Below are 24,512 nucleotides of genomic sequence, written 5' to 3'. Positions count from 1 at the left end.
TTTGCCGCCTAGCTGCGACTCCAACTACTTTGGATAAGCTAATAATGTATGTGGTTTAGGATAAATTTATTTGGAAATAGTAAGTTGAAAGCATATTTACAGTTAATTCGTGCGCCAAATGGCATCACTGCGATAACAAATATTGTTGCTGCGGCTGCTATTGTTAGTGGTGGGCAATTGACTTGGCAATTGTTGTATTTGGTTGTCGCTAGCATGTGTTTTTATTATGCAGGCATGGCGCTAAACGATTGTTTAGATTTTGCAGAAGACGCGCAAGAGCGCCCGTTTCGCCCATTGCCAAGTGGACAAATAAGTTTAACCTCAGCGCAAAAGCTGGTGGCTGTATTGTTTTGCATCGCGCTAGGCGCTTGTTATTTATTTAACCCCAACAATTTAACCAGCTTAGTGTTAGGCGTGTGTTTAACTTTAAGCATAGTTTTATATAACGCGGTATTTAAACAAGGATTGTTGGGGGCCTTTACCATGGCCAGTTGCCGTTTGTTTAACTGGTTATTGGGTGCCAGTTTTATCACTGTCACCACAGCGCAACTTGATATTTTCTTTGCGCTGCTAATTGCCAGCCCCATCTTCTTTTATATCAGCGCTGTGACTTTTTTAAGTAAACAAGAAACCCATGCAAGCAATAAAAACACCTTGCTGGTGGTTGAGTTATTATTGGCGTTAGCCTATTTGCCGCTGGTTTATTTGCATTGGTCGGTATTTCAATTGGCGGGTTGGTCAAGTTTAGTTTCATGGTTGTTATTAACAGTCGCAGCGTTATTTTTATTGCAGCGTTTTGTTTTACTCACCACTAACTTCACCCCTAAACAAATTCAGTTGACGATTAAATGGATGATAATCGCAGTCATCCCATTTGATGCTATGCTTGTAGCTATGGCAGGGCATTATGCAATTGCACTATTGTTGTTGGTTTTATTGTTGCCATGCCGCTATTTAGCGCAAAAACTTTACATGACCTAATGGGTGGTTAACATGCAATCACAACAAATTGTCCAACTGCAACAATGGGTAGACCAACATTTATCACAAGCGCAAATTGACTGGTTATTATCTGCTAAACAAAAGTTAGTTGAGGCTGATCCACAAAAACAAATTGATGAATTATTAACTATTTCGGCTGGGGTTAAGCGCTCAGTGCCAGATCAGTCTTTTAATGGTGATGACGAGTTAGTCGCTCGATTTGCTCATTTCGATTTTGCTGAAACCATACGTTTATTGTTATTAGTACAAGTTGCACAAACTTGCCCTGACATTGCTTATTTAGTTAAAAGTTACTATCAGTTTGGCGATCAAAGCGAAAAAACAGCTTTGCTCAAAGGCTTAAATTTTATTGACCCAAATGGCCAAGCTTTGGCAACTGCAATCAAAGCTGGTCGCTGCAATGCGACTGTCGAATTTAGCGCGCTTGCACTGCAAAATCCGTATCCAGCCGAATTTTTTCCGGAACTAAACTTTAATCAAATGGTTCTAAAAGCCTTATTTATGGGCTTGGATATCAGTTCGGTAACCAACTTAAACACAAGGCAAAATGCTGAACTATCTAATATGTGTTTTGCTTATGTGATTGAACAGGCGTTGGCAGATAGAACGCCACCAGCTTCCATTTGGTTTGCCATTCAATTGCACAATTTAAACGATCAGCACCAAGTAGAATTAGAACGTTATACCCAGCATTTTTACCAAAAAGACGCAGGGCATAAACAACAAATAACACAATTACTCGCTAAACATAAACCCGAGTTACTCGCGCAAATTAAAGGATAACAAATGCAGTATTTTGACCCACATATTCATATGCTTTCACGTACAACTGACGATTATCAAAATATGGCTGCTGCAGGTATTGTTGGCGTAATTGAGCCTGCGTTTTGGTTAGGCCAACCGCGCACTCAGTTAGGCTCGTTTGTGGATTATTTTGATACGCTAATTGGCTGGGAGCATTTTCGTGCGTCACAATTTGGCATAATGCATTTTTGTACTATGGGGTTAAATCCAAAAGAAGCGAATGACGTTGAACTCGCCGAAGGAGTAATGAAGTTATTACCGCGTTACTGCCAAAAAGATAATGTTGTAGGTGTAGGCGAAATTGGTTACGACGATATGACGCCAGAAGAAGATAGATTTTTATCTGAACAGCTAGAATTAGCTAAGTCGCTTAATTTACCTGTGTTAATTCACACCCCTCACCGCGACAAAGTAAACGGCACCAAACGCACGTTAGATGTGATTAAAGAAAGTGGCATTAACGAAGAAATGGTGTTGGTTGACCACTTGAACGAACAAACTTTACCTTTAGTTTTGGAAACAGGTTGCTGGCGCGGCCACAGTATTTACCCAAATACTAAAATGTCAGAGCCGCGTATGGTTGCTTTGTTGCAACAATATGGCCTAGACAAAATGATAGTAAACAGCGCAGCAGACTGGGGCATTAGTGATCCACTTAAAGTACCAAAAACAGCGCAAGCTATGTTGGAGTCTGGTTTTTCTGAAGCCGAAGTTGAGTTAGTTACTTTTAAAAATCCAATTAACTTTTTTGCACAAAGTGGGCGTATTTCACTAGATATGGTGCGCAAAACTGCAATAGATCAAACCAAAACTTTTAATGACAACAGGGTAACACGCGGGCAAGAGCCAGTAGTTGAGCAAGATCCCAACAAATAACCCGAGCAGTTAAATAATGTCATTGACTCAAGCCAACTGGCTGAACAGCGATCTCGCCTATTGCAGTAATGTGCATCCGGGCGAAACGGCTGCGCAGGTGCAAAACAATATTGAAAACTATATAAGCCAAGTGCGCGAGCAACTTGGTTGGCCGGTTATCAGCAGCGGTTTGTGGTTATCAGCCAAAGCCGCTGATGAACTGGTTGCACATCCACAGCAGTTAGCTGAATTTAAAACTGTATTAGCCACCCAAAAAATACGCTTAACCAGTTTAAATGGTTTTCCGTTTGGCGATTTTCATCAAGCCGTGGTGAAACAATCTGTTTATCAACCGACTTGGGCAAGTGAACAAAGGCTTGATTACACCTATAAACTAGCGTGTATTTTGGCTGAGTGTTTACCTGAAACAGAACAAGTTGGCGCTATTTCAACCCTGCCTTTGGCATATAAAGCAGAGTGGAATGATGGGCTTAATTATTTAGCCATGCAAAACTTATTGCGTTTGGTTTGTATGCTGCAAAAGCTTGAACAACAAACTGGTAAGTGCATTCAAATTGGTTTGGAAATGGAACCGGACTGTGTATTTGAGAAAACATCTGAACTCGTTGGATTTTTCACCGAACAATTATTACCGCTAGCTAAGCTGCAAAATATCGCAGCTGGCACTGTATTGCGTTATTTGGGCTGTTGTTACGACACTTGCCATCAAGCTGTATTGTTTGAAGACATTCAATACTCGCTGACACAAATCACCCAAGCGGGTATTCAACTGGTTAAAGTGCAAATATCTAATGCGATTAGTGCGGATTTATCAGTGGAAGGCATGGCTGAAAAACTCACAAGCATTTTTGCTGATAAGAAGTTTTTGCACCAATGCAAAGTAAAACAAGCTGACGGCGGGTTATCGGTGATTAATGATTTGTCTTTGGCTGCACTTAAACAAGCCCAAGCGGATCATTTAAATACAGCAGCTAAACTAGAATGCCGCATTCACTACCATGTGCCTATTCATTTGCAGAAAATAGCTTTGTCGGCAGATATTGAAATAGCTACAACCCAGCAGGCGATTATCGCTACGTTAAATTTTTTACAAACAAACCCGCAGCTTAAACCTAAATTAGAGGTTGAAACCTACACTTGGCTGAATTTTGTTGAAGACAAAACATTGTCGAGTGGTGATTTAATTGTGGGTTTAACCCAAGAGCTGGAATTTTTGCAACAACAAATGCAGCGGCTTGGTTTATTAAAATAAGTTGAGAATTTAGATTCTAAAATCTTGCATCAATAAGCTAGACCCTAGACTTAGGGCGCTGACTACTAAGCAGACCCTCGATAGCATGGATGCTATCGCGGAGCCTATAGGGATATATTCACGGCGAGTCTGCGTGTAGTTAGTGCCCTGAGCCTTTTGTAAAGCACGAACCAATGGGTTGATAAATAGATAAATAACTTGGAAATAAAACACACATGACAGCCCCACTAATTGTATTAAACGTAGTCGCCCTAAGCCCATATATGCTGGGTGAACATACGCCGAACCTAAACAAGTTGCTAAAACAAGGCTATGCAGCACAGCCACTGCATGTGCAATTTCCAGCGGTAACTACTACCTCACAAGCTTGCATGTTAACCGGTAAACAACCAAGCGAGCACGGCATAGTCGGCAATGGCTGGTATTTTAAAGACTTAGCCGAAGTCATGTTTTGGAAACAAGCTAATCAATTAGTCCAAGGCGACAAAGTATACGACCAACTCAAAGCTGAGCAGCCCAACTTTAAAGTTTCTAAACTATTTTGGTGGTACAACATGTACGCCAATGTGGATGCGAGTATTACTCCGCGCCCACATTATTTGGCTGACGGCGGCAAAATATTCGACTGTTATTCAACCCCAACTGGTTTGCATCAACAAATAGAAAACAACATAGGCACTTTTCCATTCTTTAACTTTTGGGGGCCAAAAGCAGGTATAGGCGCAAGTCGTTGGATAGCACAAGCGGCGGTTGAAGAATTTAAACTGAATAAACCTAACTTACAGCTCGTCTATTTACCGCACTTAGATTATTGCTTACAGAAATTGGGGCCTAATCATCCAGACATCAGCAAAGAAATTGCTGCTATTGACCAGGTGATTGGTGAGTTAATGGCAGGTTTAGCTGAGTTTAATCCTAACTATTTAATTGTTTCAGAATACGGCATAACTCAAGTCGATAAAGTTGTCCACATTAACCGTTTATTGCGCAAACAAGGTTGGATAAAGGTACGCGAAACAGCCGGGCAAGAAAACCTCGACTGTGGTGCAAGTCAAGTATTTGCAGTAAGCGATCACCAGTGTGCGCATGTTTATCTAAACGACAAAAGCCTACTTGCAGAAGTTAAAAGTCTGCTCGAACAAGCCCATGGTATAGAACAAGTTTTAGATAAACGGCAACAAACAGAAATGGGCTTAGCGCATGAGCGCAGTGGTGATTTAGTTGTTATTAGCCAAGCAAATGCTTGGTTTAGTTATTATTTCTGGTTGGATGATAACAAAGCACCAGATTATGCACGTACCGTCGATATTCACCGTAAACCCGGTTACGATCCGGTGGAAATGTATATAGATCCAAAAATTAGATTTCCATTGTTCGCTGTTGCTAAACGCATCCTCAAGAAAAAGCTCGGTTTTAGAATGTTGATGGATGTTATTCCTCTCGATGCTAGCTTAGTAAATGGCAGTCACGGCCGTATCACAGATGATGCAAACCAAGGGGCAATTTTGATTATGCCCGAGTGGTTGCAACAAAAAATCGGCCAACAGCAATATCAAATAACCGATGTGAATCAGCTAATAAAACAAGTGTTAACAGCGAATGACTGACTTTAACAACAGCTCATTTCACCGGCGCATAAATCACAGTTTTAAGCTCACTTTCAGCAACGTCTGCGGGTGAGTTTAAATACACTTCGTATTCTGGGATTTTTTTATTTGCTTTGAGCTTGTTGCTACGATTTTGCAAATAGCCCATTAAAGTTGCCCAACCATTAGCTAGATGCAAATAACTGCCTGTATGGGTAACTGCTAATGCTTTGTGCTCTGGGATATAGGTTTCAACTACATCTGCTGGAAAGTTAAAATCGGGTTTGTTGTGGTAGGCCATAGCGACAATTAGCTGGCTATGTTTCTTAACAAAATCAAACTTTTCAACTTGAGTGATCACTAAATCAGGCTGTGGAAAACCCGCACTACAGAGTTTTTGAAAAACAGGGCCAACGTCAGCAGATACGGTTTCAGTTGAGCCTTTTACCCGATAACCATAACTATAAAAAGCTTGTTGTTGCTGTATGCCGTCGATTGATACTTTAGAGCTAACAGCGCCTGTTTCTAGCTGTTCTTTGAGCATTTTTAAGCCACGATCGTAGTCACTGCCAACTAATGCCGACATTAGTTTTTTCCAGAAAAACATAAATATCGGCAAACTGCCTTGCATCAACCAAGTTACCTTACAGCCAGCTTCGCCTGAGGCTAAAGTAATCGGTTCAAAAACAAATTGTGTGGTTGATTGGCTTTTCCACGGGGCATAAAAAGTTAAGTCGTAATTTAAATGTGCATCTTGCTGCAGCGCAGATATTTTAATTTCCCCTTTACCAATTTGTTTGCCATCCCAAGCTTGCGCATGACCAAGGCTTGCCGCTTCTCCTTGGCGAGTTATTGGGCAATCTGGCTCTTGAATTAACCAAGGTGACCAACAAGTCCAATTGGCAAAATCAGCGACAAAATTAAAAACTTGCTTGACGGGTTTATTGATCTCAATTGATTTTTCAACGGTAAATGGTATAGAAAACATAAGTATCCCTACATATTTTTTTAAATTTAGCTTTGAGTATAGTCAAGTTTGTATGATTGTTTAATGAATGTTTGTTAAACTGCGCCGCAACCAAGGGGTGTTTATGTTTTTATACAAAACAAAACTGAGAAAAACCCTTAGAACCTGTGCAGGTAATGCTGAATAGGGATGGTGAAAGGACTGCTATTCTCTTATTGGCTTACGTGCGTATCTTCACTTGCATCAATATTTGAGAATTAAATGAAATTTACATTTTCTCCACTAGCCAAAGCATTTATTACCACTGGTTTAGTTGCCAGCTCTATTACCAACCTTTATGCGCAAGAATCTGAGCTACAAGTTGAAGTGATTGAGATCCATGGTGACTTTCGTAGCCAAAATATTTATACCACACCAACTTCTGTGTCTATTATTGGTGCCGAAACCATAGACAGACGTGAAGCCAATCATCTTGAAGCTATATTAAATACAGCACCGAATGTAAACTTTAACGGTGGTAGCAACAGAGCGCGTTTTGTGCAAATTCGCGGTTTAGGCGCAGGCTCAGAATACAATGCACCAACAAACTACCCGGTTGGTTTGTATTTGGATAATGTTGATTTCAGCAGCATGGGTACAGCTGCGACTTTATATGATATCGACCAAGTTGAAATTTACCGCGGTCCACAAGGCACACGTTTTGGCGCAAGTGCGTTAGCAGGTTTAATTTACTTAAAATCGAATGAACCAACAGCATACCAATCTGGCCAATTAACGCTTGGTTTAGCCAATTACAATAGCCAAGAAGTGGGTATTGCCTATTCAAATGCTATATCGGATAACTGGTTATATCGCGTTTCTGCTTACCGTTATTTTTCAGATGGATTTATTGAAAATACTTATTTAGATAGACGTGATACCAACGACAGAAACGAACTTAGCATGCGTGGTAAATTGCGCTACGACAATCAAAACAATATCGTGTGGGATTTAACTTTAGCCCATGTTGATATTGATAATGGTTACGATGCTTTTAGTTTAGATAATAACCGTAATACTTTGTCTGACCAGCCCGGTCAAGATAAACAGAAATCAACTAGCATTAGCAGCGACTTTACCTATCAGCTTAGTTCTGCGATAGAGTTAAATGCGATTGCGAGTTTAGCAACCAGCGACATAGTATATGGTTATGACGAAGACTGGTCATATGTTGGTATAGCGCCAGATTGGGAATATTCATCTACCGACTATTATCTGCATGACAAAGAGAATAAATCATTAGAGTTGCGTTTCAATTCTACTGAACAAGGGCTTATTTTTAATGGTTCAACTGAATGGGTTGCTGGTGTTTATTGGTTAAATTCAACCGATGATTTAATTCGCCAATACACATATTTAGACGCTGATTTTACTTCTGAATTTGAGAACGACAAACAAGCTGCGTTTGCCCAAATAGATAGCCAATTTGCCGATAACTGGAAATTAACTCTAGGTGCTAGATACGAATCGCACGACTATAGTTATGCCAACAATGATGGTTTAGCTGCCGATCAAAGTTACGATATGTTAGGTGGCAAAATGGTATTGGGTTATCGTCCAAACAGCCAAGACTACTATTATGCAGCAGTAAATCGTGGTTACATGGCTGGTGGGGTAAACCTAGATGGCTCGGTTGCAGCAGAGCAAAGAGTGTTTGAACCTGAATATCTAGTTAACTATGAGTTTGGTTATAAATACCAACAAAATGGTTTGTCTTTAGCCATAACAGCATTTTATATGGATAGAGAAGATGTGCAGTTAACTCGTTATAACGAGTTATTACGCGAAGACGGTAGTACTGAATTTACCCCGCTAACAACCAATGCTGATACTGGCTATTCTCAAGGCATTGAAGCTGAATTAAGTTGGATGTTAACCGCTGAAACGAGTTTGTACGCAAATTTAGGTTTATTAGATGCTAAGTTTGATTTTCAAACATTAAGCGATGATGAGTCGGAAGTAGTAACAGTTAAACGCGAATTGTCGCAAGCACCTAGTTACACTTATTTAGTTGGATTTAACCACTCAGTTTCTAGCAACATCTGGTTAAGCGCTGAAGTTGAAGGTAAAGATGATCATTATTTCTCGGATATCTATGAAACGCGCTCATTTAAAACTAATCTAGTGAATGCAACCGTTAATGTCCAAGCAGGCGATTGGTTATTTAAGTTATGGGCACGTAACTTATTAGACAAAACTTATCCAATTCAAGGCTTCTATTTTGGTAATGATCCGCGTGACGAGTACACGGCGAAAAACTGGTATCAATATGCCGAGCCACGTCGTTTTGGTGTAACTGCTGAATTATCGTTTTAAGGAAAAGTTAAATGCAACTATCAGTCGAAATCAGTTTGTATCCCTTGGCTCAACAAGAGTTTGAAGAACAAATTTGGGACTTTATTAAACGCATTCGTCAATATCCTGATATTCGGATTAAAACCAATGGTATGAGTTCACAAGTGTTTGGTGAGTACCACCAAGTGATGAACTGTTTAACCCTTGAAATGGAACGTGTTTATCAAGAAATCGGTCGAGCTGTATTTGTGTGTAAATACATAATGGGCGACAGGTCGCATATTGATGAGTGAGCTATTTAACTCAATTGCCAATGAGGTATTAGCAATGAACTGGCTAGAGCTGATTGCAGTGATAGCCAGTTTGGCTTATGTGATATTGGCGGGCAAAAGCAACATTTGGTGCTGGCCCGCTGCTATGCTAGCTAGTGGTATTTATTGTTACATCTTTTTGGATGTAAACCTGTTTATGGACAGTGCCTTACAGGTTTATTACATAGCTATGGCTGTATATGGGTGGTTGCAGTGGCGGCAAATAGCTTTTTCATTAGACGATGAAGAAGCAACTGTCATCGAAGATGAACATCCTGATGACGTTGCGCCAGTGCAGTCTTGGCCATTACAACTGCATTTTAAGCTAATTGCGGTACTGTCGCTTGTGTCCTTGGTTTTGGGCTACGTAATGGAGAATTACACCCAAGCTGATTTTGCTTATTTAGATACTTTCACCACAGTGTTTAGTGTGTACGCTACCTACTTAATTGCTATTCGACTGCTTGAAACTTGGTTGTACTGGGTGGTGATAGATATTGCAGGTTTGTACATTTATAGCGAAAAATCACTCAATTTAACCATGTTATTGTTTGCCGGCTACACAGTATTAGCTGCTTGGGCGTATTGGCAATGGCGCACGTTATACCAGCAACAACAGCAAGCTGGCTATTTAGCGCAACAAGCGGGTTAATTTATTAATCATGTTATCTATCGCTCAGCGACTGCTAATCGAACAAAACTTTGGCTCAATACTAAATATTGAGCCAATAAACAAAGGTTATAGCAATCAATGTTTTAAGCTACAGGTGTTAGACGGCAGTAATCAACATCAAAACTTGTTTGTTAAATCGCTAAACAATAAAGACGCTGCGCATATTCAGCATGAACATCAAGCAAGAAGTATTGCCGAACAGGCGCAGTTAACACCAAAGTGTTTATTGCAAAATACTCAGCACAAATTGTTGGTGACTGAATATGTGCAAACGGATACACAAGCATGTATTGAAGATATTGCTTTACTCTTGGTACATACACACAGCAGTGATAGCCAACTAGTACAAATTCACCAACCAAATATTATCCCGCAGCGGCTTGCTGCGGATATTCAAGCGCTGGCTTCAGCCGATAAAATAGATATAACTCTATTAGAACTCGCAAAACAGTTAGATAGTGACTGTACAAACCAAGTGTTTTGCCATGGGGATATATCGCGCGACAATATATTAAAAACGCGTGATAAAACTTATTTGGTTGATTGGGAATACGCCCGTATGGCAAGTGCTGAATATGATTTAGCTGCGAGTATTTGTATAAATCAATTCAATACTGCTGAGCAAAATCAGCTAGTAGATGAATACCAAAAGCACAGCCAAAGCAGCATTAACCAAGACTTGTTGTTGCAATATATTCAGGTATTTGAATATTTAAATAAACTTTGGTTTGCAAAGCTGGCTTAAGCCAACTTTGCAAATTAGCAATTAGTGGTGATGTCCACCAACACCGTGTGCATGACCGTGCGCTAACTCTTCTGCGGTAGCTGCACGAACATCTGTTACTTTTAAATCAAAAGTTAAAGTTTTGCCAGCTAGAGGGTGATTAGTATCAACAGTCACCATAAAACGACCAGCTTTAACCACAGTGACTTGGCGTTGACCCTGCTCAGTATTCACCACAGCAACCATGCCAGGTTTCCAAACTTTAGCGCCCATTAAATGTTTAGCTGGAACACGTTGAATCGCTTGTTCTGACTCATTGCGTTCACCATAAGTTTCGCTAGCCGGTAGAGTTACTGAAAACTCTTCACCAACCGCTTTACCTTCTAAAGCTGCTTCAACACCTTTCATCATATTGTTATGGCCATGCAAATAAGCAATAGGATCGGCATTCATGTTTGATTCTAATTGTTTGCCACTTTCATCGCTTAAGCTGTAGTGAAATTGCACCACTGTATCTTTAGTAACTTGCATTTGTTATCTCGAATTAGAGTTGAAAATTACCGCGAATCATAGCAGGTATGTAAAGAATGACAATTTTACGCTGCAGGTTGATTTGCGATCAAAAACAACTACATGTAGAAGAGATTGAATATGCTATAGTAAACGCCTTAGCTATTATTCAATTTTTATCTTTTTTGGAGATCTAACCTCAATGGCAATTCACAGTATGACGGCTTTTGCTCGTCGCGAGCAAAAAACAGAGTGGGGCACATTTGCATGGGAAATCCGCTCAGTAAACCAAAGATACTTGGAAACCTATTTTCGATTGCCAGAACAATTTAGAGGATTAGAGCCAGTGCTGCGCGAAAAAATTCGCAAAGCCATGCAGCGTGGTAAAGTTGAAATTAACTTACGCATAACCGACACAGACAAAAGCACGGGCAACTTAACCATAAACCAAAACCTAGTTGACCAACTGTGCAACCACGCCCTTAAAATTCAAGCCCAGCTGAATAATGCAGTAATTAACCCAGTAGACCTAATGCGTTGGCCGGGGGTGATGCAAGCTGAAGAACAAGACTTAGACGAGCAACAAGCTCAATTATTAGCTGAGTTCGATTTAACCATTAAAGACTTTTTAGCCGCACGTGCCAGCGAAGGTGAAAACTTAAAAGCCCTTATCGAGCAACGCCTAGAAGGTATTGCAAGCCAGGTTGCAATTGTACGCGAACAAATGCCACAAGTATTAGCTTGGCAACGTGAGCGTTTAACCACACGTTTAGCTGAATTAAAAGAGCAAGTTGACGAAAGCCGCGTAGAACAAGAATTGATTATGCTTGCGCAACGTGTAGATGTAGCCGAAGAGCTTGACCGTTTAGATTCGCACATAAAAGAAAGCCGCGACAAAATATTGAAAAAAGGTGGTGCCTGCGGCCGCCGCTTAGATTTTATGATGCAAGAATTTAACCGCGAAGCGAATACGTTAGCATCGAAGTCAATTAATACAGAAGTGACCAATGCAGCTGTTGAAGTTAAGGTGTTGATTGAGCAGATGCGTGAACAAATTCAGAACATTGAGTAAACTGTTAAATTGAAAATTTTCAATCAGTTGTTTGGATTCCGCTAATATTGTGATAAAAAATTAATAGAAGTAAGTTTAATTAGGTTTTTGAAAAATTAACTGTAATTGTTTTATCCTACTAAAGAGGAATACAGTACTTCATTCTCAGTAAATAGACGGCTGCTATAATTATAAATAGAAAACAGTAAGTATGAATGTAGCCGTGTCGCTATTAGTAACGTGTTCCGAGGAAATTTATTATTCGGTGAAAATTATGAATAAGCAATGTAAGTTTTGCGGTTATATGAATAGCTCTAGTGTTTCTACTAGAGCTATTGACAGACCTTGGTTCGAGGATGATAAATTTGCAGCATTTATTACTCAAGGAGCCTTAACTAAAGGATGGACAGTAATATTCCCAAAAGAGCATGTACCTAACATGTCCAGTTATTACTTGGATTCTGATTTTTGGGCTTTTGTTAAAACCGTTCACCTAAAATTAGTAAAGGTTTTCGGTGAGTGTGTATATTTTGAGCATGGCGCGAGTTCTGAAGGTTCAATTACAGGGTGTGGCGTCGATCACGCTCACATTCATATAGTTCCTCTTAAATTCGATCTAAAAAGAGCGGTAGAGTCCTTTGATCCAGAGATAAATTGGGAGAAATGTAAAAGCTCTTCACTTCATAAACTTACTTGCGAATATTTGTCATTCTCTAATGATGTTCCCAATCAAGATTCTTTAGTTTATGTTTCGAAGTTAGAGCAACCAACCTCACAATTCTTTAGAAAAGTTATCGCTGCGGGATTAGGCATTCCTCATTTATATAATTACCGAATTGATCAATTCCTAGACAATGCTTCCGAATCGCTGGCCTTGTTAGCAGATAAAGAAAATACTTGCGCTAATTACATCTAGCTAATTTGGAATAATGCTAATGGGTAATAATTCTCAAAGAGACTCGACAGAAAAAACTATCAATGATCACATAAACACCGATGATCGCAATAAATATGAATGGCAAAGCAAATGGTGTGAAGAATCAAGCAAAAAAATAAAAACTGAAGCAATTTGGATGGGGGCATTATTTTTCTTATCTTTGCTCCTAATGGTTTTAGCTTGGAGAGGTGACATATACAGAGTACTAACCTACGACTGTCTAACCTGCGCAACTCAAATCGACCAATATATCTTCATATTCATAGGTGGATTGTTTGGTGGTACCATATTTGGATTGAAGTATTTATATAAAGTCGTAGCTCGAGGTCATTGGCACCTAGATCGTAAATTATGGCGAATTTTCTCACCCCTTCTTTCCGCTGGCGTTGCTCTCGCGTTTGGGACTTTATTTGATTCCGGAATTATTGGATTAGAGATCAATACTGACAAGCCATCAGGATATTTTGCTATTGGGTTCTTAACTGGGTATTTCGCTGATAGTGCTATAGCTAAAATGCAGGAAGTAGCCGAAACGCTTTTTGCAAAGCAAAAAGCTTAGAAAATTTTTAGGTTTCCATGGATGAATGATTCGAGAGCTATCAATACAGACACAGAAATTTATATTTTCGAAAATAGTTTGTTAAGCACCCTAAAAGGCTCAGAAATCACACCACATAAGGTTGGTTTGAAAGCTTTTGGGTTATTGTTTCTCCCGAAGGCTTGGTACCCACCTTTTTTTCTAGTGCACTCGAAATCAATAGATTCGATATCAGCTACAGATATTCAGAATTTTTTTGGTAAATTAGGTGTATCAATCAGTTTAAATACAAAAATAATTATTCGATCAAATCAGAATGATGAAAATATTCTAGACCGTGGTACTCATGACTCCTTTCCCTTACAGTTATCTGATTTTGACACATCTAAAACAATTCTACCCAAGTTCGATGGTTATTGGATTATCCAAGAATTCATCAAGAACGGCTTGCAGGGGCATTTGTCCAATGAACGAAGAGTGTATCATGATGCCAGAGACTGGGTATGGGAGACTGAAGCAGAGGTTGGTAATTCAGGAAAAAAATCTACAGGTAGCATTAATTTAAGAAGTTGGAGAGATAGTTCAGAAGCTACTACTAGTGAGCTACAACTTGCCAGCAAAATGGAATTTGAAAAAGCTTTAGAAAACGTTGCAAAATGGGCTCATTATATTCATAAAATGCGGGTGCATTTTGAGTGGGTGTGTGATGCCGAAAGACTGTATATTGTTCAGGCCGATCTGGACGGAGTGAAAAAACAAGGCATAAACCCAAATGATATTCGGATCTACGAATATCAAACTCCTAACGTTGAAGATCTAAAAATATTTAAGATAGCTTCTGAAAGTGATTTTAATCAATATTCTAAGTTATACAACACTCGTATTTACAAAGAGATTGGCTATCAAGTGGTTAATTTTTTTATATGCGATGATCAAAATACAATAAGTAAATTGTTAAATAATGAACTTACAAAGGAGTTGTCAGAAGACTTAACAATTTTGACCTGTAATCCCCTTGTAATTAGAACAGATGGTACATCTCTTCCAGAAAATAAAAAAACGATGCTGCCAAGAAGCGACGAATTGCGCAATCTTTCTGACGCTAAATCGTGGTTACTAAATCAATTTAGATTAAAAATTACCGAACAAGAAATCGGAAAAGCAGGGCTTTGTCTCATCGCCCATCATTTTGTACCCGCAATATCCTCGGCTTGGTCTTTGGCTGAACCAGATGGTAGAAGAGTTAGAATTGAATCTCTCTGGGGAATACCAGAAGGACTTTATTGGTACTCACATGATGTATTTGATGTTGATACTAAAGTGATTGAAATTTCACCAAATAGCAGTGTTCCCGCCTCACTGAAAATTGATGAAAGGTTGAGGTTCAAAGATAAATTTATAGCACCAGATAAACATGGTTCTTGGGTATTACATCAAACGGACCAAAAATCTGATTGGAGCAGTAGCATATCTGATTGGAGTAGCTCTCGACAATACTCTAATTGGGTCGCTGAAATAGCGTGGAATTCAAGAAAAATAGCAAGAGTAGTTGGTAAACCAGTAGTGATTATGTGGTTTATTGATATGCCAGAATCCCTCTCTCAGCATAAAGTAATGCCTTGGTACCATACGCAATGGGAGCCTCAAGATTTTGAATTCAAAGCAGCACCGAAAAAGAAAAATGCGAATGAACAAATTTATAAAATATGTGTAAAAGAAGATTGGGATAAATTTAAAAATAACAAAAATACTATCGTGAGGAACTCCAGGGTTGTGGTCGAACCCTCAGATCCAGAGCTTGTTCGAAGCCAAACATTTGCGCACGAATTAGCTGAATTAGCCAAAAAAAACAATTTAATTATCGAACTTGCAGGAGGAATTCTCTCACATGCGTTTTATATGCTGAGTAAGCATGGCGCAACGGTTGAATGTAGTGACTTGTATGCAACAGAAGATGAAGAACTGGTGTTCAATAAATTAGTTCGAGACGAAATACCAAAATCAATTGTATCTGGTGGCGAGCAGGTTGAGGTAATTAAATTAGAAAAAGATGCGTATTTAGAAGCGCTAAAAAGGAAAATTGTTGAAGAAAGCTATGAAGTCCTAAATGCTCAATCAATAAGCGAAATACGGGAGGAACTTGCGGATTTAAGAGAGGTAATAAATTCTCTGCAACAGCAATTAAAAATCACTGAAGAAGATATTAAAGAAGAACGAAAAAGGAAAAATGAAAAGAGAGGTGGATTTAATGAATCATTAATGTTGAGGAAAACAGCACTGTCTGCTTCAACAGCGCATAGCAAAAAGGAGAACAAATCTCTAGTTCCTGCACCGTTAATAAATGAAGTGAATACAACGATTAGCAAAGTTGAAGAGCTCCCATTACCCAGTTTTGTACTGCACAGTGACACTCGAACTTCAAATAATAAATCGATAAAGCAATTTACTTTAACAATTCCGTTTTGTGGAAATACTCCAATTCCAGTTCAAATTTCTAGGTTCAATATTGAAACAAAAGACTCCCAACGGTCAACGTTTGAATTTAAAGCTGAAATAGATCGAAATGGGGCTGATTTAAAAGTTAAAATAAGTATATCGGAAACACCTCAGCAACTTCAGCTAGATTTAGAATAGCCAAGCGGCTATCACATAAAGATTCATAATTCTGCTGAAGAGTATTAGTGCTATTATAGTCTTCTGCTGAATTCTAATAATTACATAGGAAAAATAATGTTTTATTCACCTTTAAGGTACCCTGGTGGGAAATCAAAATTAACAGCCTATGTGTTAGAAACTATTAAATTAAATAATTTGGAGGGCGCTTGTTATGTTGAGCCTTTCGCTGGGGGGTGTGCGATAGCGTGGTATTTATTACTACGAGGGCATGTAAATAGGGTTTATATAAATGATCTAAATGCTTCTGTTTATGCTTTTTGGTACTCGGTTCTCCACCATACAGATGAATTGTGTGAGTTGATTATTAATACTCCAGTTACAATTGAGGAATGGCACAGTCAAAAAGCAATTCAAGACAACAAAAGTGATTCAATATTAGAACTGGGGTTTTCAACTCTATTTCTAAACAGGACAAACCGCTCCGGGATAATTAAAGCCGGAGTAATTGGTGGAAAACATCAGGACGGGAAATATAAACTGGATTGCCGATTTAATAAGGCTGCTTTGATCGAGAAGATCAATGCTATTGCAGCTAGAAAAGACGATATTGTCTTGACTAATTTTGACGCAGTGTATTTTCTCGATAATGTTGTCCCGACAATTTCACAAGAATGTTTTTTAAATATAGACCCTCCATATTATGTAAAAGGGAAAGGATTGTATCAAAATTTTTTTGAGCACAAGGACCACTATCTATTATATGAAAGCGTCAAAAAGCTCTCACATCCATGGATTGTCACTTATGATGACACGCCTGAAATAAACGATATTTACTCTGAGTTTTCCCCGAAGGCATTTGGCCTGACATATACAGCTCAAATTAAAAGAAAAGGCTCTGAAGTTATAATTCATAAGCCAAATTTAAAGCGCTGTGATTTCCAGCCTGATATTACCTTTGATCAGTTAAAGAAGTTTAAAAATTGTAAATGAGAGTTGTGTCTTTGTAATTTCGCCATGTTGTGACGAACTGTATATTGACAATCTCTGTGAATTGAGTATATCGACAGTTTTACATTTTAATGCGCATAAAAATGTAAGTTTAAACACTTTTATGCGCATTAAAATGTAATTTGAGCTATTATATTGTTCAATTAATCGTCTCAAATGCAGGCAACACCATGCAGCGCACTTTACTTAATGCCTTACTGAAATGGAAAAACCGACCTTCGCGTAAACCTTTATTGATTGATGGGGCGCGTCAAACAGGTAAAACTTATCTGCTAAAAGAGTTGTTTGGCAGCAATTTTGCGAATGTTGTTCGTATAGATTTTTTAGAAAATCCTGCTTATAAAGAAGCATTTGATGCTTCGTTATCACCTGATGAGTTGCTAATGAATATTGAGTTAATGACTAATCAGGCCTTTAATCCGGAAACCGACTTGCTTATTTTAGACGAGATTGGCGAATGTAAGCGCGCCGTTACCTCTTTAAAATATTTTGCCGAAAAAGCACCGTCTTATTTTGTTACGGCTAGTGGCTCGAACATTGGTTTATTAAATACATTTCCAGTTGGCAAAGTTGAACAATACAACTTACGGCCATTAACATTCCAAGAGTTTATTTATGCATCAAACGAGCAAGCGTTGATCAAAGCTTTTGATGCCCAAGCGAATTCTGCGGCTGCACACAGTAAATTGATGGATAAATTAACGGACTACTTTTTTACAGGAGGTATGCCAGAGGCTGTTGCTGCTTGGTATCAGTATAAAGAATCGAGCATTTTACAGCGTGTTGAAAGGGTTTCTAAAATTCATGCTGATTTAGTTGAAGGTTATCGTCGCGATTTTGGCAAATACTCAGGTAAGCTTGATGCCACTATAATTGAGTCAGTATTTAATAATATTCCCGCACAATTGTCGCTGGTTGCAGATGAGTCGGTTAAGCGCTTTAAATTTAAAAATGTGCATGAGCGTAAGTCTCGCTACAGCGATTTTGAATCGGCAATTCACTGGTTAAAAAATTGCCGCTTAGCCTTGGCGAATTATCCAATTGAAGGGCTGCCCAAGTCGCCTTTAGCGGCTTATAAAAAAGAGAATATGGTTAAGCTGTTTTTGTTTGATGTGGGTTTGCTCAACCATATGCTGGGCAGTAGTTATAAAGAAATTAAACAGCAAAACTACGAGTATAAGGGATATGTTGCTGAAAATTTTGTTCAGCAGGAGCTAACTGCTATTGGAGTTGATCCTAGCTATTCTTGGAATGATGCTCGTGCCGAAATCGAATTCATTCTAGCAACGGATGAAGGCAATATTGTTCCTGTAGAAGTTAAAAGTGGCAAGCGTACCCGAGCTAAATCGTTAGCGTCTTACATTGAGAAGTGTGCACCAAGCAAAACATTTAAATTAACAGGTACGCAAGGCTCATCGGCTCTAGAACAAACTAATATTGTAATGCCTTTGTACTTTACCCAGTATTTGCCATTGAGGTGGTAGGCGGCAAGAACAAAAATATAAATAACAACCTATAAGTTGTTATTTGAAAATACAGCTTATATACTGTTTTTTAATAAAACAGCCTATACATTGTTTTGGTGGTTAGCGTGAACTACACAATTAATACCCTTGAACAAATTAGACCAATTCTTATTGGCTTTAGAAAAACTAATGGGCTTTCGCAAAAAGCGCTAGCCGAAAAACTTGGTATTAGTCAACAAAGCTATCAAGCCCTAGAAAGCGCTCCACAAAAAGCCACAATAGAGCGCCTGTTTAAAGTGCTTTCGATTTTGGGCATAAAGTTACAATTTGTAGAAAAAAATAAGCCACTGGAGAATAATTTATCTAATAGCGAACTCTTGCAGGATGAATGGTGATGGCAAAACGTAAAGTAAAAGCGCTAACTATATGGATGAATGCAGAGTTTGTTGGTACTTGGCGAGTAAAGTCCGGTGTCGACGAATTGCAATACGCTGATGAATGGCTAGAAAATCCGCGTGGTCGCCCTTTGTCTTTATCATTACCTTTCACTCCAGGAAACCAACCAATTAAAGGCGATGTGGTTTCATTTTACTTTGATAATTTGTTGCCTGATAGCAGGGATATACGTGAACGATTGGCAAGGCGGTTTAATACTGCTAGTACTAAAGCCTTTGATTTACTCGTAGAGCTAGGTCGTGATTGTGTTGGCGCTATTCAATTATTACCAGAAGGTGATCAGCCTCAGAACATTAAACAAATTCAGTATAAAGCGTTAACTGATCTGCAAGTTACTGAAATACTGAATAAAACGGTTGACACCTATCCTTTGGGTCGTTTAAACGACGATGATCACTTAAGAATTTCATTGGCTGGCGCTCAAGAAAAAACCGCGTTACTTTGGCATAATAACCAATGGTGTGAGCCTTTAGGTGAAACACCTACTACCCATATATTTAAACTGCCAATGGGGTTGGTTGGCAACATGCAAGCTGACATGGAAGCTTCTGTTGAAAATGAATGGTTATGCTCAAAGATAATCGCCGAATTTGGTATTCCTATTGCCCATTGTGATATTGGTTTTTTTGCAGGTAAAAAAGCACTTATTGTAGAGCGCTTTGATCGAAAATTATCAAGTGATGGTTCATGGTTTATTCGCTTGCCTCAAGAAGATTTTTGTCAAGCAACAGGATTGTCACCATTACTTAAATATCAAAGTGATGGTGGGCTGAGTATCGAAGATTGTATGAAGCTACTTGCTAGTAGTGAAAACGCTGCTTTAGATAAACAATACTTTTTTAAAGCGCAAATTGTATTTTACTTGCTTGCAGCAACCGATGGTCACGCGAAAAACTTTAGCATTACTCACTTACCGAACAACAAATACAAGCTCACGCCATTATATGATGTACTTTCAATTCACCCGCTTATTGGTAATAAGGCAAATCAAATTGCTAAACAGAAAGTCAAAATGGCGATGGCTATTCGTGGCAGCAAAAATTACTATCAATTACAGAAAATTCAATATCGTCATTTTATTCAGCAAGGCAAACAAGTTGGATTTACCGAAGCAGAAGTAATTGGACTTATTGATTCAGTGCTTGCAGTTCTTGACACTGTTATTGAAAATGTCGTCGCCAAGCTTCCCGAAGACTTTCCTCGTAACTTATCAGATATGATTTTTACAGGAATGAGAGCTCAAGCAAACAAGCTAAGCATGCATACTTAAACAAAGCTGTGACATTATTGGTGACACAGATTCAAAAAATTCTTTTAGAGCCGAAATTGATCTGACCCCAGACTTAGATTAAGAGTACTACAGCCGAATGAAAAAGTGAGCATGATGATGTTATTACGCAGCGCTTAATCGACGTGCAAGAGAGGATATTGGTAAATATAGTCTTTTAAGTTGAGCGACTATAATTAACCGTTATCGGTGAATAAATAACAAATGCACAACCCACCTAATTAATTCACCGTTATTGGTGAATTTAATTGAGTAATGCTTCATTGTATCTATAATCACTGTATGTGGTGATTAATTACTCACGCATCTTATTTTTATAGGTAAGCAAATATGGCAAAGAAGGTTACTGTTTCTGACCTACCTAATACGGAGTTTATTAATAATGCGGAAGTATTGGGGCAGCTAATCAAAGCTAAGCGTACAAAACTAGGCATAAAAATGGCTGATTGTGCTGCTTTGTGTGGTATTGGCATTAACACATTATCCCGTCTTGAAAATGGCAACGCCAATTGCACATTGGCAGCCATGTTCTCTGTATTAAATGGTTTGGGCATTAAATTAACCACTAACATGTTAGTTAACTCTGGTTCTCAAACAGACGCGGCTCATTCAATAACTACTGAAAGTGAATGGGTGTAGCCGTGGCTTCAAAAAACAGCGAACATCTTTATACCTGAAGATATTCAATACTTTGATAGTTTGGCTAAACACATATTAGAAAAATCTCAGTACTTAAAGGTGCAAGCCGCTGAAATACTAAGGATTACGGTTTAACATGATTCACTTATATTACACTCAAAAACTTATCGCTAAATTACCTGTTGCTGGTACATAATCAAACCCGTTTTCCAGTGTTTATTATTGGTTTAACCAAACCTGATTTCGCCGCATTTGATTGTCATTTTGCTGATTGTTTTATGAATACATTATTGAAGATCGGCGCAAATGAAGAGCAGATGCAAAGCGCACAAGATCTACTTGCACCTGTGTCTATTCATAAATCGAGTGATCGTAGTGTACAAGGAACACTAAATCAGATGAAAGGTGATATTGAGCATATGCTTTGGTACGACAATGCAAAAATTACTGAATGCTCACCTTATAAAACAGCAGCTTGGTTAGCTGGAAAGCCTTGCAATGTGAAAGGACAAAAAGACTGTATTTGGCCTGTTGATGCTATGTTGAAATTATTAAGTGATAACTCTATATCTAACAACAGAGTGGTTCATTAATTAACCTGATCTGCGCATAAGAAATTGAACTAAATACCCTTGTGGTGATCAGATCTTTTCGACCAAGAAAAATTTTGATAACCAAGGACATGATTAACTTAGACGCAATTTATGTAGATGTCGATGATTTTTGTGTGCTATTCGAGCCACAATGGTTAGCCCACCTAATTGAGACATGTGAAAAAAGGATAAGAATCGTCATAACTTCACTCATCGACATCACAGAAGAGTTCAACTAATTTATTCATGCCTGTTCCTAATCTTTCTGGTGTTTTTTGGTCGAAAGATCGGATCGTGGAACAGGCTTTTAGTTCCTGACATTTTTGATTTTTTATCCCGAACTGGGGTTAAATAATCAAATAGTCCTTATTTAGCCAAAGAAAATGAAATCGCGGTTTCAAGCCTTTAAAGTTCAGAGTCGTTAAGTGATTCCATTGCTTTAATGTTTTCTTCATCCTTGTGTTTGTTTAATAGTTTATACGCTTTTAAAATTTCCTTTTTTCTATAGCCGTGCCTGAAGTATATTTGAATCGCTCTAAGCCAAAAGTCTCCAGCGGCTCTAGGGTCAGTATCTTCTAGTTCATTCGCGGCATCTTCTATTCGATCACTCAAAAATCCTTCGATAAAATCAATTGCATCATTATCTGAGCCTGGATAAATGTTAGTCATAGCGAATAACGCAAGTTCACCAACTTCAATGCTGTCACTCCCGTATACATCACCCATTTTTTCTATGGCATCGCGGTAGATTTTTTTCGGACGCTTCAACGTTTTCTAGTTTTTCCATTATTTTGGCAAAATTTAGTGTGACGGTTTGGCATGTCTCACTCGATCTTTCATAGGCTTGGCAGCCTAGTTCGTAACTTTTTTGAGCTGTTAATTTGACTTGCTCGATATCATTATTTTTCTGAGCATTTTGGAAGTTTTCATAGGCTTGTTTGAAGTCTGCTTTTAGTTGTGAAGTATTTTGTGCCATCACATTTTGCAATGAGCTGATCAATAAAATAGAGCAGAGCAAAGGTGTTTACATGTGAGGCAAGTGCAGGCGGATGTGCACTTTTGTACTATTTTGAGGTTGGATGTCGGGGACGATATGTTTAAACTAACAACCAGCTGGCGGTGCCTAAGAAAGCGAAGATACCAACAATGTCTGTGACAGTGGTTAAAATAACACTGCCTGCTAATGCTGGATCAATATTAAATTTCTTTAATATAAGTGGAATGGTTACACCTGAAATACCGGCGGCTATCATATTCATCAACATAGCAAAGGCGATAATCCAAGCTAGGGTAAAATCTTGTTTCCAAATGCCGACCACAGTGGCAATCAGTACCGCCCAAATTAAACCGTTTAAAAAACCAATTGTCAGTTCTTTTAGTAATAAGCTGCGGGTATTTGATTCAGAAATGTGCCCCAAGGCCATAGCGCGAATAACTAAAGTTAGGGTCTGATTACCTGCTACACCACCCATACTTGGCACTATGGTGTTTAAAATAGCTAATACGGCTAGTTGGCTTAATACATCTTCGAAAAAGTTAGAAACCGTTGCTGCTAACAAAGCGGTTAATAAATTAACCCCCAACCAAATAGAGCGTTTTTGCGTACTTTGTACAACAGGCGCGAAGGTGTCTTCTTCGTCATCTAAACCCGCCATACTCATCATTGAGTGTTCTGCGTCTTCACGAATAATATCAACCATATCATCAATGGTAATACGGCCTAACAAGTGATTTTGTTCGTTAACAACTGGCGCCGATATCCAGTTATGTCGTTCAAACATTTGTGCCGCTTCACTTTCTGGCATAGTTGCAGGAATCGGCACTAAATCAGTATTCATCAACTGTTCAATTACGGTTTCAGGTTGAGACGTAACCAATGACGACAAACTGATGTCACCAATTAAACAGTCATCTTTGTCTACTACATACAGGCTGTCAGTGTTTTCTGGTAAATCAGCACGGCGGCGTAAATAACGTAACACCACTTCTACCGTTACATCTGGACGGATAGTTACTGTATCAGTATTCATTACTGAGCCAGCAGTATCTTCTTCGTAGGCTAACGCAGCTTCTGCTCTGTGCCTGTCTTGCGCGTCAAGTGAACTTAAAACATCTTGGTAAAGTTGCTCAGGTAAGCTACGTAAAACATCGGCAAGGTCATCTGTATCCATACCTTCAGTTGCTTCGGCAACTGCTTCTGGCATCATTTGGCGTAAGATGCTGTTTCTTACATCTTCACTCAGCTCTTCAAGTATTTCGCCGTGAAATTCAGAGTCGATAAGTTGCCAAAACGCCATACGCGATTTTACTGGCGACGATTCTAAAATAAATGCTACATCACACGCGGGCATATTATGCAGCGCATTACGCACGTGCACGAACATACCGCGGTTTAACGACGCGGTTAATTCATGCAAGGTTTGGCTGGATAATGATTGCTCGTATGCTTCAGGCATATAACTGCAATGCTCCTTGGCAGTTTATTCCCCAATCAAAGACTAATTAATAACGAAATTTGGGGCGCTGATGATTATCAATAGTTTAACTAAAGTATTAGATGCAAGCCACTTTAAAATACAAAGACTTACTCACCTTCATGAAAGCGTGCGTTGATTAAATCTTCCACCGCTTGTAGTGCTTGTTCAGCTTGTTCACCATTACAACTAACAGTTACTTCTGTGCCTGTAGCACCCGCGAGCATTAATAACGCCATAACGCTATTTGCGTTCGCAGATTTGCCGTCACATTCAATGGTGATTTCGCATGGATAAGCTTGTGAAACCTTAACTAATTGGGTTGCCGCACGGGCATGTAAACCCAATTTGTTTTTTATCAGTAATGTTTTGCTGAGTTGCACTTATAAAACCTCTAACAGGGCGGG

Annotated in this window: 25 protein-coding genes and 1 pseudogene; 20 read left to right on the top strand and 6 right to left on the bottom strand. The window is 38.9% G+C overall.

All coding sequences use genetic code 11. From position 1 onward, the window contains the following. Positions 1-84 precede the first annotated feature (84 nt). The 5 genes from WSC_RS23900 to WSC_RS0103495 all read left to right on the top strand — a co-directional run bounded on the left by WSC_RS23900 (position 85) and on the right by WSC_RS0103495 (position 5,541). Positions 85-981, top strand: coding sequence for a UbiA family prenyltransferase (locus WSC_RS23900; protein ID WP_157447174.1), 897 nt, complete (start codon positions 85-87; stop codon positions 979-981). A gap of 12 nt (positions 982-993) precedes the next feature. Beyond that, a complete protein-coding gene (locus WSC_RS23895; RefSeq protein WP_016954519.1) occupies positions 994-1,785 on the top strand; it encodes an EboA domain-containing protein in 792 nt (263 codons plus the stop codon). Positions 1,786-1,788: 3 nt separating this feature from the next. Continuing rightward, on the top strand, positions 1,789-2,682 hold the full coding sequence (locus WSC_RS0103505) for a TatD family hydrolase (RefSeq protein WP_016954518.1): 894 nt from the start codon (positions 1,789-1,791) through the stop codon (positions 2,680-2,682). Positions 2,683-2,698: 16 nt separating this feature from the next. Next, the gene (gene eboE / locus WSC_RS23890) at positions 2,699-3,934 is read left to right on the top strand and encodes a metabolite traffic protein EboE (protein WP_016954517.1); all 1,236 of its coding nucleotides are present in this window, start codon (positions 2,699-2,701) and stop codon (positions 3,932-3,934) included. A gap of 215 nt (positions 3,935-4,149) precedes the next feature. Continuing rightward, positions 4,150-5,541, top strand: a complete 1,392-nt coding sequence (locus WSC_RS0103495) for an alkaline phosphatase family protein (RefSeq protein ID WP_016954516.1) — start codon at positions 4,150-4,152, stop codon at positions 5,539-5,541. Positions 5,542-5,554: 13 nt separating this feature from the next. On the opposite strand, the gene WSC_RS0103490 is transcribed toward WSC_RS0103495, so the two are convergent. Then, entirely contained in the window at positions 5,555-6,508 is a 954-nt protein-coding gene (locus tag WSC_RS0103490; protein WP_016954515.1) for a GyrI-like domain-containing protein, read from the bottom strand. A gap of 240 nt (positions 6,509-6,748) precedes the next feature. On the opposite strand from WSC_RS0103490, the gene WSC_RS0103485 reads away from it, so the two are divergent. From WSC_RS0103485 to WSC_RS0103470, 4 genes are read left to right on the top strand one after another with little or no spacing between them, the layout of a single operon-like run. After that, on the top strand, positions 6,749-8,842 hold the full coding sequence (locus WSC_RS0103485; protein WP_016954514.1) for a TonB-dependent receptor: 2,094 nt from the start codon (positions 6,749-6,751) through the stop codon (positions 8,840-8,842). A gap of 11 nt (positions 8,843-8,853) precedes the next feature. Further along, positions 8,854-9,114 (top strand): hypothetical protein, encoded by a 261-nt coding sequence (locus WSC_RS0103480; protein WP_016954513.1) that lies wholly within the window; start codon positions 8,854-8,856, stop codon positions 9,112-9,114. Beyond that, positions 9,107-9,784, top strand: a complete 678-nt coding sequence (gene pnuC, locus WSC_RS0103475; RefSeq protein ID WP_016954512.1) for a nicotinamide riboside transporter PnuC — start codon at positions 9,107-9,109, stop codon at positions 9,782-9,784. The genes WSC_RS0103480 and pnuC overlap by 8 nt, the downstream gene beginning before the upstream one ends. Before the next feature lie 10 nt (positions 9,785-9,794). Beyond that, positions 9,795-10,550 carry a phosphotransferase gene (locus WSC_RS0103470; protein WP_016954511.1) on the top strand — a complete coding sequence of 252 codons (756 nt, stop codon included), beginning with the start codon at positions 9,795-9,797 and terminating at the stop codon, positions 10,548-10,550. A gap of 21 nt (positions 10,551-10,571) precedes the next feature. Here WSC_RS0103470 and WSC_RS0103465 read toward each other — a convergent pair whose 3' ends face one another. Then, a complete protein-coding gene (locus tag WSC_RS0103465; protein ID WP_016954510.1) occupies positions 10,572-11,060 on the bottom strand; it encodes an FKBP-type peptidyl-prolyl cis-trans isomerase in 489 nt (162 codons plus the stop codon). A gap of 181 nt (positions 11,061-11,241) precedes the next feature. On the opposite strand from WSC_RS0103465, the gene WSC_RS0103460 reads away from it, so the two are divergent. The 11 genes and pseudogenes from WSC_RS0103460 to WSC_RS25565 form a co-directional block, all read left to right on the top strand. Next, positions 11,242-12,111 (top strand): YicC/YloC family endoribonuclease, encoded by an 870-nt coding sequence (locus WSC_RS0103460; protein ID WP_016954509.1) that lies wholly within the window; start codon positions 11,242-11,244, stop codon positions 12,109-12,111. 253 nt (positions 12,112-12,364) lie between these two features. Beyond that, positions 12,365-13,006, top strand: a complete 642-nt coding sequence (locus WSC_RS0103455) for an HIT family protein (RefSeq protein ID WP_016954508.1) — start codon at positions 12,365-12,367, stop codon at positions 13,004-13,006. Positions 13,007-13,025: 19 nt separating this feature from the next. Continuing rightward, positions 13,026-13,586: a hypothetical protein gene (locus WSC_RS0103450; protein ID WP_016954507.1), complete on the top strand. Its 561-nt coding sequence runs from the start codon at positions 13,026-13,028 to the stop codon at positions 13,584-13,586. A 21-nt stretch (positions 13,587-13,607) separates the two neighbouring features. Further along, the gene (locus WSC_RS23885; protein ID WP_016954506.1) at positions 13,608-16,199 is read left to right on the top strand and encodes a hypothetical protein; all 2,592 of its coding nucleotides are present in this window, start codon (positions 13,608-13,610) and stop codon (positions 16,197-16,199) included. A gap of 96 nt (positions 16,200-16,295) precedes the next feature. Further along, positions 16,296-17,171, top strand: a complete 876-nt coding sequence (locus tag WSC_RS0103440) for a DNA adenine methylase (protein WP_016954505.1) — start codon at positions 16,296-16,298, stop codon at positions 17,169-17,171. A gap of 188 nt (positions 17,172-17,359) precedes the next feature. Next, a complete protein-coding gene (locus WSC_RS0103435) occupies positions 17,360-18,673 on the top strand; it encodes an ATP-binding protein (protein WP_016954504.1) in 1,314 nt (437 codons plus the stop codon). A 107-nt stretch (positions 18,674-18,780) separates the two neighbouring features. Continuing rightward, entirely contained in the window at positions 18,781-19,050 is a 270-nt protein-coding gene (locus WSC_RS0103430; protein WP_016954503.1) for a helix-turn-helix domain-containing protein, read from the top strand. Next, on the top strand, positions 19,050-20,381 hold the full coding sequence (locus tag WSC_RS0103425) for a type II toxin-antitoxin system HipA family toxin (RefSeq protein WP_016954502.1): 1,332 nt from the start codon (positions 19,050-19,052) through the stop codon (positions 20,379-20,381). The genes WSC_RS0103430 and WSC_RS0103425 overlap by 1 nt, the downstream gene beginning before the upstream one ends. 348 nt (positions 20,382-20,729) lie before the next feature. Continuing rightward, positions 20,730-21,038 (top strand): helix-turn-helix domain-containing protein, encoded by a 309-nt coding sequence (locus tag WSC_RS0103420; RefSeq protein ID WP_016954501.1) that lies wholly within the window; start codon positions 20,730-20,732, stop codon positions 21,036-21,038. A gap of 182 nt (positions 21,039-21,220) precedes the next feature. After that, a complete protein-coding gene (locus WSC_RS21730) occupies positions 21,221-21,631 on the top strand; it encodes a DUF6933 domain-containing protein (protein ID WP_016954500.1) in 411 nt (136 codons plus the stop codon). A gap of 89 nt (positions 21,632-21,720) precedes the next feature. Continuing rightward, a pseudogene (locus tag WSC_RS25565) lies at positions 21,721-21,819 on the top strand (IS982 family transposase); the annotation flags it as partial. 217 nt (positions 21,820-22,036) lie between these two features. Here WSC_RS25565 and WSC_RS0103410 read toward each other — a convergent pair. From WSC_RS0103410 to WSC_RS0103395, 4 genes are all read right to left on the bottom strand, one after another. Then, entirely contained in the window at positions 22,037-22,357 is a 321-nt protein-coding gene (locus WSC_RS0103410; protein WP_016954499.1) for a hypothetical protein, read from the bottom strand. Beyond that, positions 22,350-22,607 carry a hypothetical protein gene (locus WSC_RS0103405; RefSeq protein WP_016954498.1) on the bottom strand — a complete coding sequence of 86 codons (258 nt, stop codon included), beginning with the start codon at positions 22,605-22,607 and terminating at the stop codon, positions 22,350-22,352. Before WSC_RS0103405 ends, WSC_RS0103410 begins: the two co-directional genes overlap by 8 nt. Positions 22,608-22,728: 121 nt before the next feature. After that, entirely contained in the window at positions 22,729-24,087 is a 1,359-nt protein-coding gene (mgtE, locus tag WSC_RS0103400) for a magnesium transporter (RefSeq protein ID WP_016954497.1), read from the bottom strand. Positions 24,088-24,215: 128 nt separating this feature from the next. Beyond that, positions 24,216-24,488, bottom strand: a complete 273-nt coding sequence (locus WSC_RS0103395) for an HPr family phosphocarrier protein (protein ID WP_016954496.1) — start codon at positions 24,486-24,488, stop codon at positions 24,216-24,218. Positions 24,489-24,512 lie beyond the last annotated feature (24 nt).

This window comes from Catenovulum agarivorans YM01 (genome assembly GCF_000281085.1).
Lineage (GTDB): Bacteria > Pseudomonadota > Gammaproteobacteria > Enterobacterales > Alteromonadaceae > Catenovulum > Catenovulum agarivorans.
Note: the sequence above shows the minus strand (reverse complement) of the source record. Positions and strands in the feature narration are given on the sequence as shown.